This window comes from Segatella copri, from assembly GCF_019249765.2.
Taxonomy (GTDB): domain Bacteria; phylum Bacteroidota; class Bacteroidia; order Bacteroidales; family Bacteroidaceae; genus Prevotella; species Prevotella copri_K.
Window position 1 is genome coordinate 136,499 of sequence record NZ_CP152484.1, and the last position, 12,933, is coordinate 149,431.

Sequence of the window (12,933 nt, forward strand, 5' to 3'; positions counted from 1 at the left end):
ATGCAATCTGACTACAGATGCTTTTGTTTATCAAAAATCATCAATGCGTATGGCACAAATGAAGACCCCAGGCGTTTACATTCAAGAGAAGAACGCTTTTTCGACAAGTGTTGTCGAGGCCGCAACCGCCATCCCCGCTTTCATCGGAATCACAGAGAAGGCTGTTAATGGTTCGGAATCCTTGGCTAACAAACCTTGGAAAATCACCTCAATGACTGAGTTTGTTCAGTACTTTGGAGGTGCACCAAAACCAGTGTTCAATCTGAGCATAGCCACAGATTCCAACAATGCTTTATATTGCAAAGAAATTGTCGAGGGGCAATACTTTAAGGTGTCAAATCCTTCTGCCCTTTATACCTTATACTATAACATGGTCATGTTCTTTGCGAATGGAGGTGGAACTTGCTATATTGTATCTGTCGGAACTTATAAAAAGGGAAAAATCGACAATGACAATATAAAATTAGCCTTAGACTCGTTAAAGAAGATTCGTGAGGTAACTTTGATTGTCGTACCAGAGGCTGTTAATACCGCAAAAGAAACCTGCAAGAATATTCAAACGGATGTGATTATGCACTGTGGTGAAATGCAGAATCGTTTTGCAATCTTTGATGTGCATCCAAAGGAAAAAGATGAAGACCCAATGTCGCAACAAATAGAAGACTTCCAAACAGGCATAGGTTCAAATTATCTTTCTTACGGTGCAGCATACTATCCTTATTTGAACACTTCTGTTATAAGTGATAAGGATATTGACGGAACGGTACTCAGATGGGAAACCGCTCCTAAATTGGAATCTGTATTTGGAGAAAACTCTAAACTTCAAAAGTATTTGGATGATTGTTTCAAGATTGAAGAAGGAAAAGAAATCACCGATACAGCGCGCAACAATGCACATAGTGCACTTTTGATAAATTGGGATGAATATAAAAATGCCGCCAACAAGGTTAAGGAATATCTCAATCTACTTCCTCCTTCTGCAGCAATGGCTGGTATATATGCAATGGTGGACAACACCCGTGGTGTATGGAAAGCTCCAGCAAACGTTTCTCTCAATTATGTAAATAGTCCTACAGAGACTATAAGCGACCTTGAACAGGAAGATCTGAATATGCCAATGAACGGAAAAGCGATTAATGCCATTCGTACATTCCCTGGTGAAGGTATTAAGGTTTGGGGTGCTCGCACACTTGATGGAAATTCACAAGACTGGCGTTACATTAATGTACGTCGCACTATGCTTTTCATCGAGGAATCCGTAAAGAATGCAGCCAAGGCTTATGTGTTTGAGCCAAACGTTTCTAATACATGGCTCAATATGAAGTCTATGATTGGTAGCTTCTTAAATGGTGTATGGAAACAAGGTGGCCTTGCAGGTTCTGTTCCTGAAGATGCATATTCTGTTCAAGTTGGACTTGGAGAAACCATGACGCAAGACGATGTTCTCAACGGAATCATGCGTATTACCGTGTTGGTAGCCATTACTCGTCCAGCAGAATTCATCGAGATTACCTTCCAACAGCAGGTGCAAAAGAGTTAAGGAATGATTTAGTAATTGATTAAAAACAAGATATTATGGCAGAGACTGGTGCAACACAAAGCCAAAACACTTGGCCGGTACCTGAATTTCACTTTAGTGTGGAAATTACCAATGTAGGAGTTATTTCATGCAAAGAGGTTTCAGGGCTTGAGACTGAATTTGACGTAATCGAATATCGTGCAGGCGACTCTCCTGAGTTTACAAAGACGAAGCAGCCTGGTCTGCGCAAGACAAGCGACATTACCCTCAAGAAGGGAATCTTCATGAGTGACACCAAGATGTGGGACTACATTGGACAAGTGAAGATGAATACTATTCAGCGTGAGACCATCACCATCAAGCTACTTGATGAGTCTGGAAATCCTGTCCAAAGCTGGCAAGTTGTAAATGCTTGGCCGAAGAAAATGCAAGTAGAAGGCTTCAAGGCAGAAGGTAACAGCGTGGCAATGGAAACTATGACGCTCGCTCACGAAGGAGTCAAACCTATTTAAATTTAGAAGAAAATGTCAGCAAATACCAACAACTGGGCACTTCCAGTGCTATTCCACTTCAGCGTAGTGTTCAAACTGCCAAGTGGTGATGTCATAGCCTCCTTTAGGACGGTAAGTGGCATAGAACAGGTGTTGGAATTGCAACAACAGGCTCAGCAAGGAGACAATGACCTATGGTTGCCAACAGGCGTAAGCCATAGTGACATTGTCCTTGCTCGGGCACTCGAACCTCTCTCTGACAATATCAACACGTGGGTGACTGACTGCATAACCTTCAAGGAAACAAACAAGAAGATAGAGCCATGTACATTGATTATTTCATTGCTTGACGAGCAGAATAATCCGATAAGTTCCTGGGAATGTCTAAGAGCTATCCCATATAAATGGAAACTTGACGATTTGAATGCAGAGAACAGCAGTTTGGCGATAGAAACATTAACACTTAAACACAGTAAATTGAGGAGGATTAAGTAATGCCAATTGTCATCAAGGAAATCAGGGTGAATACAGTGGTGGAGAAAAAAATCATCACTCACCAAGAAATATCAGAGGAGATTTATCACAAGATAAAGAATGAGATATTAGAAGAACTCGAATGCCATGTAGATGTAAATCCACAGGATAAGAGGAAAAACAATCGCTAACATTTGTAGCTTATGGAACATCTTATCATACAAGCATATTCTGATGACAAGTTCAGAAGCAAGCAACGTGGACAGATAACGATTTTACTGAATCCTGAAAATATCAAGACAGGAAAGAGAATACGTTACAATAAAGACAAGCAACTGGGAGCGATCGGCAAGAACAACATCTTTGATAGATATGACTCAGAAAACCTCTCATTCGATTTTACCATTGACTGTACAGGTGCTGTTGAAGGAACACTACAAAGTGATACTGCTACCGCCAAGGTCAAAGAGATAGAGGACAGCGTATATTGCTACAATAGCGAACTGCACAGACCGTCCTATGTAGAAATAGTTTATGGCTCGGTTATGTTCAAGGGACAGGTCACCAAGATGAACGTAGATTATTCTTTGTTCAATGGCGCAGGCGATGCACTTAGGGCAAAAGTTGGAATGGAGTTCGTTGGCTATATGGCAAGCGATGAGGAACGCAAGAAATATCCCAAGAACTCTCCTGATATGTCTCGTCTCATAACAGTCAAGGATGGTGATACGCTTGCCAAACTTTGCTACGAGACATACGGTGATTCAACTTTGGTTGCACAAGTGGCAAGATTTAATAATCTCAACGGATTCAGAAACATTCTAGCAGGAACAGAACTTCTGTTTCCACCATTGAGAAAAAGTCAATAATATAAACATATAAGGAATATGGCAGACTCTCCATCAAAATACAAGGACAGAATCGTTGCATGGACTATCAATTGCGACGGCAAGGCACTGGACGACTCCTACAAGTTGGTTTATGCCCAAGTACATCTTGCCATCAATCGAATAGGAAAGGCTACATTGAAGTTCTATGCTGGCGATATGGACAAGCAGACTTTTGATGAGACTGATGCCAATTCTTTCAAACCAGGAACTACCATACGCATTGATGTTGGCAACATTGACAAGCAAAATACAATCTTTGAAGGTGTTATACTTGAAATAGGTATAAAAATGGGGCGGAACTCACGCTCCATGATGATAGTGGAATGTAGGGATTATGCTTATCATGCTACACAAGGACGTAAAAATCGGATATTCGAGAAAAAGAAGGATTCGGAAATAATAAAGGACGTTTTGAAAGCATACGGTACGGTAAATGTCGATGCAACTTCCTATCAACATCCCGAAATGGTACAATATTACTGTTCCGATTGGGACTTCGCCTTGTCGAGGGCTGATGCCAATGGATTATTTATATATACAAGAGGAAAAGAAATAAACGTCTTTAAGCCTAAGGTAAGTGGGAAGCCAGTACTGACCGTTACTAATGGCGTTGATTTGATAGACTTCGATGGCGGACTTTCTGGCAGTGAGCAATATGGCAAGTATGAGGCAGTTTCTTGGGATCCTGCCACGCAGAACCAAGTGAGGCAAACTGCATCTGCGCCAACTTTGAACGAACAAGGCGACATCACCATCAAAAAGTTGGCAGGAGATGATAGTCAAATATTGCAAACTGATGCCCCTCTCGACAAGAACGCCCTAAAGCAATGGGTTGACAGCCAAGCGTTGAAAGCAGGATTGGCAAGATACCACGGTTCGTTCAGCTTTTATGGAGCTGCCGAAGTCGTTCCTGGATGTATCATAGAGCTAAAGGGATTGGGGAAGCGGTTTAATGGAAAAGTCTATGTGGGGTCTGTGACGCATACGATAGAACGAAATGAATGGATTACAAAGGTAGGCATGGGAGTTCCTGCCAACAACATAACAGACGAAGCAGATGTGATTGCTCCTACTGCCGCAGGATTTTTACCGGGAATGGAAGGGCTTCACATTGCTGTGGTCAAGAAACTTGATGGTGACACATCCAAGCAATGCCGCATACAGGTAGAGCTGCCATGGATGGACGGCGAAAAGAAATTGATTTGGGCTCGCCTTTCGTCAGTATATGCCACCAATCAGTCGGGAATCTTCTTTCTTCCCGAAATAGGTGACGAGGTGGTCGTGGGATTCATCAATAACAGCCCAAACTACCCGATAGTCCTTGGAGGGATGTATGGAAGCAAACACACTCCTCCATTTGGATATGAAGCAAAAAACAACATAAAGGCGATTGTGACTCGTTCAAAGATGTCTGTTGAGTTTGACGAGGAAAAGAAAATCATAACAATTCAAACGCCTGCAAAGAATACGATAGTGATGAGTGACGAGGGAAAATCCATCTCTGTTACAGACCAAAACAAAAACAAGATTGTCATGGACAGTAATGGTATAGAACTTAGCTCTTCAAAAAATATAAAACTGACAGCGAAAGGTAACATTGCACAGAATGCAGCCGGAAAAGTCAGTATAGATGCAAAATCGGATGTCGATATAAATGGAACAAACGTAAAGGTTACAGCCAAAGTCGGTGCGAAGGTCAAAGGCAATGCTACGGCGGAACTTTCAGCTTCTGGTCAGACCACTGTCAAAGGCGCAATGGTAATGATAAACTGATAAAGATATGCCAAATGCTGCAAGATTAACAGATATGCACACCTGTCCGATGCAGACACCAGGACTTCCTCCTGTTCCGCATGTAGGCGGTCCGATTATTGGGCCAGGAGTGCCAACGGTACTGATAGGAAAACTTCCTGCAGCCGTTATGGGCGACATGGCTACTTGCGTTGGGCCGCCCGACACTATCATTAAAGGTTCAACAACAGTGATGATAGGTGGTAAACCAGCTGCAAGGATGGGAGATACAACAGCGCATGGGGGTAGCATCATCATGGGTTGTCCTACAGTTATCATAGGTGGTTAGAAATGATTAAATGGATACGAGATATGACAGATACAAAAACGTTCTTAGGAATAGCATGGAACTATCCTCCACGCTTTAAAGGTGGCGGAAGTTCGCAACCCACTGAGATGGTTGCAAACGAGGCTAATATTCAGCAAAGCATTATGACCTTGTTGAGTACAATGCCTGGAGAAAGAGTACATCGTTATGAGTATGGTTGTCCCATTAGGGAATACGCCTTTGAAATGATGACGGCATCCACAAGAACGATGTTACGAGACCGAATAGAACAGTCGATAATTCTGTTTGAGCCAAGAGTGATAGTCAATCGGATTGATTTCGAGGAGAAACAAGACGAGGGGAAAATGAATATCCTCATAGACTATACGATAAGGCAGACGAATCGACGAACCAATATGGTTTATCCATTCTATTTTGTAGAGGGAACAGATTTAGTAAACTTATAAAAACAAGATATTATGAGCATAAGAAAAATTATCTATGCGGTAATGGGCCTTATGGCTATGGGCTTTACAGCATGTACGCAAAATGAAGATATGGCTCCTACGCTGAAAGGGCAGGAAATCAATGCCACTTTCTCTGTTGGAGGTATGCAGACTCGTGTCAATACTTTAGGACATGGTGACAGTTGGGAGGACAAAGATAAACTGAAAGTAGGGACATTTACTGATTACGTTGCTGGTAGTACGGCTATTCTTTCTTTTAATAGTGCAACAAACGAATGGTCTCGCAGTGGAAGTTTTCGTTGGTTAGATGAAGTCGACAAACATTTTATATTAGCTGTATATCCATCATCGGATGATTATGATCCATTTCATTTGGTATATGAATTGCCAACAAATCAAAGCTCACCAAAAGATTTGAAGTCTGCCGATTTAATAAATGGTCATGGGTACGGTTCTCCTTATGGTTATGTAACGATTCCAATGAAGCATCGTATGTCTTTGGTTACAATCATGTATCATGTTGGTACTGCAGATTATCCTAATTTGGACATAAGTAGCCCAAAAATTTGCTCACCTTGCAGTGGAGCGTATTTTAAATTGCCAGACGATAAAAATGGATGGAAAATGGACACTTCCAATTATCAAGAGGCTAAGTTGGTGGATGCCTGTAAGACAGAAGATGGTGAAGTGAAAACTTTCTCTGCCATCATAGTGCCTGGAACGGTGGGAACAGACAAGGAATTCTTAAAATTCTCAATAGGTGAGAAAAACTTTGTGTCAAAGCTAAAATCACAAACGGACTTTGAAGAGGGTAAACGCTACATCTACAAACTCGATGTAGGAAAAGACAAAGTGGAACTGACCCGAATCAGCGTAAATAATATGACTGGTTGGACAAATGAAGAAGAACTCAAATAAACAATGGAGGATATAACTATGCGCAAGATATTTCAATACATCATGCTGGCAGTCGTTACTATAGTAATGGCGTCATGCACAAGTGATATAGAAGAAACAACTGCAACAACGGGCAAGAGCAACGTACAGTTGGTTGTTGGTGAATTTCCGGCATTCGGAGATTCGCAGACTCGTACTATAGGTACACCTGATCCGGGCAAGACTTCATGGGCTGTAGGAGATGAGTTGCTTCTGGAGATGACTAGTGAGACTTTTGGAACTAAGTATGCTGCTTTTAAATATAATGGCAGTAGCTGGGAATTGGCAAGTGGAGAGCTGTCTTATAAAGAAGGCGAAGTGCCAACCTTTCCTCATGTATATTATGCCCCTAATTACAAATGGGAATCAGGCAAATTAACTTTGAAAGAAGGTAAGGTTGCGGGAACGGATGAATACATAGAGGGAACTGCACAAATCACTCCTAATGGTGAGGCTATAACTGTATCTTTTTCTAATGCAACACGTAACTATTCACGCTTGCGCATTGCGACAAATTATAGTGAGGACATTACTGTTACAGTTAGTAATTTTAGTCCAGGCAATACTGTTGCCCTAACAGACAACACCTATACCTTGACTCCAGACAATAACGGTAATGTCTATTTGTATGGTCATTTTACTGTTCAAACCTCTATTGGTATAAAATTGAAAGAGTATTCTTTACTTAATTATACATTTAGAGAAAGTACGATTGATGGCAAAAGTTATGCTTTGGATGCAAATGTTGTCTTTGCAGACAACATGGAGGCTGAAGATCTTGGGAAAACTATTAAGGAGCAATTGGATGCAGGAAAAACGAATATTAAACTCATACTTGCTTCTGATGCAGGAGAGAATGTATTTGCCATAATTAAAGATGCTTTATATGGTGGAACAGCAGGTAGCATAAACCTTTCTTTAATAGGATGCAAGGAGATTCCGACAAAAGGATTGAGTAATTGGGACGGCAAGTTAGATGCTTTAAAATCCATTTATTTACCAGATATTACAAGAATTGGAGTAGAAGGTTTAGCCTATTGTGTATATTTGGAAGAAATAAATACTCCAAATGTAACTTCAATACACGAGAATGCTTTTGGGGGATGTACAAACTTACAAAAAATTACTTTTGGAGAGCTAACTGAAGTGAAAGGGCTATCTCATGACTATGACGGAATCCTTGACCCTGGGGTAGACACTGAACGTATAAATTTAGTTTTGTCAGAGAACCAAAAAGTTATGACAAAAAACAGGCAAGGAAATGAATATTTTTGGACTCCGACAAAAGAATATTATAAAGGGAGCGTTGAGTATTACAGCCCATCGTTTCTCGAATATAAATTCAATTCCGTGAGCTTTAAAAAATAAGTTCGTAGTTTTTAGTACTAGTCCGCATTCTATTATGTAGAATTTGGTTGCTTTTATTAGAAATTACCTATACTGGTTTGCATTGTGTGCTCTTTTCTTAATCATTTATTAAAAAGTAGAATTATATGAATATAAATGCATCTAAAGAACATAAGAAAGATACTTCGCGCATAATTCGTTCCAATAACAAGTTATTGGATTCATCAAGAGAAGCAAATAGAAATAAATATGCTCATACTATCCAATGTAGAGTGCCATATAGCGAGTTTGAGGAACCTCATCCTATAGCAGAAACTGGGAGTTATAGTCCACATGCTGACGATAGTATATTTCGTAAAAATCGTAATAGAAGATCACAGTTTAAATTTGGATCAAAAACTCGGGATGAGGTTTTGGGGAAGCCTGAATACCATCCTCGATATATAGGCACACGTGTTGTATCTATAATTGATAGTTCAGGACAATATAATAATGTTGAAGGAATTCAACTAGATCATGCTCAAAGTTGGGAGAATATAGCTAATATTATGGATAGCCATAATATTAGGGTTGATGATGGTTTATCAGCAACTTACTATACTGTATATGATGCTAAAAAATATTATAATGACCAATCTAATCTTCATCCTGTCTTAGGTTCTCTAAATGCCTCTGCTGGAGCTGTAGGTGTGGCTTTGTATCGGTATCCAAATCCTAATTTAGCTCACTACATTGGAGATTTACAAACTAGTTGGATGAATTTCCAAAATTATATATCCTCTGGAATTGTGGAGTCACAAGGTAGAGGAGAACATTTTATCATAAACAAACTTGTTCGTATTAAGGAAACATTGGATATGATAGTTGATGAAAATATTGTATGATGATATATTGAAAATTCAATTTTGAAAAAATGCTCTTTACATAACATTGCTATATGGAAAAACAAACATCACATAATCAAAAAAAAAATCAACACCATAAAATTGATGTTGATAAATTTCATGGTGTTCATGCACTTGAAAGCGATTGGCGTGATATTTTCCATTGGGTAATGTCAAAAAACAGAAACTTACTATTTGTTGATAGTAGTAAGGAGACCAATGAAGACATCGCTGCCTTATGGCACAATCATGTCCTTACAGTTCTGTTGGATATTCGCCATAAAAATCTGGAAAAGTATGCAGCCTCATTTGCCAATGGTTGCGGTACGACTTTGCAGAATGAATATACAGAAGACCTTCGAAGCAAAATAGAGGGATGGATTGGTAGATTATCTATCTATTTGAACACCGCCTATACAGAAGGTATGCCAACACCTGCTGTTCATATTGCCGAAAGTATAAAAGAGCAACTTGAAAAGTCTCTCCCGATAGCAAATTCATCTCCTCGTAGGCGTAACTTCATACAAAGAATGTTAGACGAGAATAATCGTCCCTATTTCTCGATGCTCGGTGTTGTTGCGGATATTCAGTCGAAGTTCGACTTTTATATGGACCAGATAGAGAATAGCGGTGATATGGATGCTGCCCAAGCACTGCTTCTTACTTTTGTACGAAACTACTGCCGCATTGTGAAACGGTTTAATCATAAGTTTGCGGAATTACCAAGTTTCTATCTTCATGAGATATTAAAGGCGACACCGAAAAATGCTATTCAAGATAGTACATACGTTATCTTGCATCCAAATACGGAGATGGTAAACAAGACGTTTTCACTTCCAATGGGTACACGTTTTGTTGCAGGCGAAAGTACGGAAGGAAATACGCTGTATTATTCTCTTGCAGAAAAAGCATATGTTGTTCCAACCATACTCGAATCTGCACGTACTCTGTTTCAACAAGGAACAAGAGTAATCACTGCTCCTATAACCATTGAAGGTAAGGATAATGGCGTGCTCTTCAAAAATAACAATCCTGCCAACGAGCAGCAAGAGTTAGGTTGGGCTATAGCCTCTCCTATGCTATTACTTGCAGAGGGGACACGAAATGCGTCTCTTCGCTTTATGATGGCAGGAAGAATGGATTTGGCGCAATCGATTGCAAGCAACACCACATTTCGTTTGTTTACAAGCAATGAGGATGGTTGGACAGAGAGAGAACTTTCTGTTGTTTACAATAAGCAAGAAGAATGTCTGTTGTTTACATTTACAATTGCAGATGGAGATAATCCTCTTTCTGTTTGTAGCAAAGACATTCATGGTATAGATACGGCATATCCTACAGTACGCATACTCATCAATGATTTGCCTATCAACGTTACAGAAATGGCAAGTGTCCTGTTTAGGGATATTCAAATAAAGGTAGAGGTTTCAGACATCCGTACTTTTAGCCTGTATAGTGAAGTTGGCGAAATGGACTCCACACAACCATTCTATCCGTTTGGTACAACAGGCGAAAAAGGTTCGTGGTTCATTTTCGGTAATGAAGAACTGGCAGCGAAGAAAATTCAGAGCGTGGTTCTGAAAGGAACATGGAACAAAATACCTGATGGTGGCTACACCTTATTATATAAAGACTATGACTTAGAGCAGCCTATAAAAAATGGCAGTTTTAAGGCTATCTGCGAATGGCAGGAAAATAGTCAATGGAATGTTTGCGGCAACTCCCCTATTCAACTGTTTGAAACTGACAAGAACAGAAATGTTAAGGAAGATGTGGCGTTGACTTTAAATATTGCCGACAATTCACTACTGGGAACAAACAACTCGTATGCTTATACCAAGAAGGCAAACGGATTCTATCGCATACGGTTGAGTGAGCCAAGCATTGGCTTTGGCATGGATGTATATCGCAAGCAATTTGCAGAGGTCATGGTATATAACAGCAAGGCTAAGGAAAGAAATCAGAAACCTGTACCGAACATGCCTGTAATGCCGATGCTTGCAGATACAACATTGTCTTATACAGCAGCAGATTGTTTAGGTGAAAAAGGTATATTATATAGAATCAATGATACCAATGGATATGAGAAAGTTGAGTTGGAAAATGGCAATATACCACTACTTCCAGACCTTGGCAAACATTATGTATATCTCAATCTTACAGAAATAGACCATGTTAAGCAAATTAGGTTCTATTTCAATCTGCGGTATGCGAAATATGGTAGTCGTATAGGTTCTGTCAAAGATAGTGGCGCATCCGTTATAGAGTATAGTAATTGTGGTGAAAGCCAATGGAAACGTTTCCCATCGGAGTGCATCTTGCAAGAAAACACAAACGGATTGACACGTAGTGGATTCATGGTGCTAAACACTTATGACAACACTAACAAATGCCTGTTTACAAGTAACGAGGTTTGGATTAGAATTGGTTTTGAAAATGATGTAGCTCCAAACAATATCATTGTTGATGGCATCTATCTGAACTGTTTCAAGGTGCAATGTGAAAATGGTGATGGTAGACAGCTACCAGCGGATTCAATATCTGCCTTGGCTATTGAAGATCCAAGGGTGTTGGAAGTAAGTCAACCTATGGATGGCTTTGGTGGAAAACTTGCCGAAAATGAAAAAGCGATGTCGATAAGAACTACTACTCGCATATCAACCCGCAATCGTGCCTTGAATGGCTGTGATTATGAGAAAATGATATTAGAGCGGTTTGATGACATCGAAAAAGTTTGTTGCATACCTGTGGCTAAAGATAGCAGTGATGTCCGTATAGTTGTGTTCCCTCATCCCGAGAAGCGTGTGTTGCCACAGTTACCAAATTGGAAATTGGCAGAGATAGAACAATATATAAAGAGTTTTGTTTCACCTTTTGCTAAGATCCGAGTGGTTAACCCTACATACGAGACGATAACAATCAACATGACGGCTATATTAAAGAAAGATGGTGATGCAGATGAAGCGCGGAGGAGACTATACAGACGTATCTACAATTTCTTTGTGCCGTGGTTCGTCAAGGCGCAACTACCAGAACTCGGCAAACGCTACTCGTATGAGGAACTGAAAGCATGGTTGGTGAATGACGAAGGTATAGAGCGTTGTGTCTCTTTAACTATCGAAGGAGGACACAATAAGTCATCTTATGATGCCAAGGGTAAACTCGAAGATGTGTATTACCTCAGTAGTACTGAAAGCGGTATCCTTTATCCCAAGGATATAAATATCACAATCACCGATGCTGGTGAAGGAATTGAAGATTCAAGTATTGGTACAAACTTTATAATTGGTTAGAGTATGAGCGACAACAAGAAAAATAGAGAAGAACTAAAGAACTATTTCCGCAAAGGAAATGTTCCGACAGAAGAGCATTTTGCGCTTCTGATAGATTCTGTGGTCAACATCGTAGATGACAAACCGTTGTTTGCTACTGATATGCCGGAGAATGAATCTCTAAAAGAAGAGAATACAGAAGAGAGGATAAAGCCTGAGCAAGCAAGTGAAACTTCGGTTGATGCGTACTTGACTATACCGGCAGATGGCGATTGGTATCAATTACCTGTAGAGTCCGCTGTAGATAAAGAAATTGATGGTTGCAGAATCTATCGAGTTTATGCTTCATGTTACAATAAACGAGAAGATTCCTATTACCTGTGCGTGGCGACAGCCTCACACTGTAGTGGTAAAGATAGAAAAATCCTATCACCACAGAAACATTGGTGGGGATGGTCGGGAAACATCAAGATACGTTGGTATTATAAAGATGACCAACTATTTCTGCAAATGCGAAGTAAAGGAGATAAAAAAGGAGTGAAGGACATAGCGTATCGAATAGAGAAAATTTGGAACTTCACAAATAGTGTATAA

The 12,933-nt window shown here is 40.0% G+C and carries 13 protein-coding genes; all 13 read left to right on the top strand.

Features of this window, described 5'->3' with window-relative positions:
- The first annotated feature begins 49 nt into the window (after positions 1–49).
- The 13 genes from KUA46_RS00560 (at position 50) to KUA46_RS00620 (ending at position 12,933) form a co-directional block, all read left to right on the top strand.
- Positions 50–1,540, top strand: a complete 1,491-nt coding sequence (locus KUA46_RS00560) for a phage tail sheath family protein (RefSeq protein WP_218487253.1) — start codon at positions 50–52, stop codon at positions 1,538–1,540.
- A gap of 35 nt (positions 1,541–1,575) precedes the next feature.
- Positions 1,576–2,031 carry a phage tail protein gene (locus tag KUA46_RS00565; protein ID WP_172770375.1) on the top strand — a complete coding sequence of 152 codons (456 nt, stop codon included), beginning with the start codon at positions 1,576–1,578 and terminating at the stop codon, positions 2,029–2,031.
- Between the two features lie 12 nt (positions 2,032–2,043).
- On the top strand, positions 2,044–2,505 hold the full coding sequence (locus tag KUA46_RS00570; protein ID WP_218487252.1) for a phage tail protein: 462 nt from the start codon (positions 2,044–2,046) through the stop codon (positions 2,503–2,505).
- Positions 2,505–2,675, top strand: coding sequence for a hypothetical protein (locus KUA46_RS00575; RefSeq protein WP_218487251.1), 171 nt, complete (start codon positions 2,505–2,507; stop codon positions 2,673–2,675). Before KUA46_RS00570 ends, KUA46_RS00575 begins: the two co-directional genes overlap by 1 nt.
- A gap of 12 nt (positions 2,676–2,687) precedes the next feature.
- A complete protein-coding gene (locus KUA46_RS00580; protein WP_218487250.1) occupies positions 2,688–3,353 on the top strand; it encodes a CIS tube protein in 666 nt (221 codons plus the stop codon).
- Positions 3,354–3,371: 18 nt separating this feature from the next.
- The gene (gene vgrG / locus KUA46_RS00585) at positions 3,372–5,147 is read left to right on the top strand and encodes a type VI secretion system tip protein VgrG (RefSeq protein ID WP_218487249.1); all 1,776 of its coding nucleotides are present in this window, start codon (positions 3,372–3,374) and stop codon (positions 5,145–5,147) included.
- A gap of 7 nt (positions 5,148–5,154) precedes the next feature.
- Positions 5,155–5,454, top strand: a complete 300-nt coding sequence (locus KUA46_RS00590) for a PAAR domain-containing protein (RefSeq protein ID WP_094881139.1) — start codon at positions 5,155–5,157, stop codon at positions 5,452–5,454.
- A gap of 23 nt (positions 5,455–5,477) precedes the next feature.
- A complete protein-coding gene (locus KUA46_RS00595; protein WP_153139497.1) occupies positions 5,478–5,900 on the top strand; it encodes a GPW/gp25 family protein in 423 nt (140 codons plus the stop codon).
- A gap of 12 nt (positions 5,901–5,912) precedes the next feature.
- Positions 5,913–6,818, top strand: coding sequence for a fimbrillin family protein (locus tag KUA46_RS00600; protein ID WP_218487248.1), 906 nt, complete (start codon positions 5,913–5,915; stop codon positions 6,816–6,818).
- A 3-nt stretch (positions 6,819–6,821) separates the two neighbouring features.
- Positions 6,822–8,204 carry a leucine-rich repeat protein gene (locus KUA46_RS00605; RefSeq protein ID WP_218487247.1) on the top strand — a complete coding sequence of 461 codons (1,383 nt, stop codon included), beginning with the start codon at positions 6,822–6,824 and terminating at the stop codon, positions 8,202–8,204.
- A 125-nt stretch (positions 8,205–8,329) separates the two neighbouring features.
- Positions 8,330–9,067 (top strand): hypothetical protein, encoded by a 738-nt coding sequence (locus KUA46_RS00610; protein WP_218487246.1) that lies wholly within the window; start codon positions 8,330–8,332, stop codon positions 9,065–9,067.
- A 53-nt stretch (positions 9,068–9,120) separates the two neighbouring features.
- Positions 9,121–12,360 carry a hypothetical protein gene (locus KUA46_RS00615; protein ID WP_218487245.1) on the top strand — a complete coding sequence of 1,080 codons (3,240 nt, stop codon included), beginning with the start codon at positions 9,121–9,123 and terminating at the stop codon, positions 12,358–12,360.
- 3 nt (positions 12,361–12,363) lie between these two features.
- Positions 12,364–12,933 carry a hypothetical protein gene (locus KUA46_RS00620; protein WP_218487244.1) on the top strand — a complete coding sequence of 190 codons (570 nt, stop codon included), beginning with the start codon at positions 12,364–12,366 and terminating at the stop codon, positions 12,931–12,933.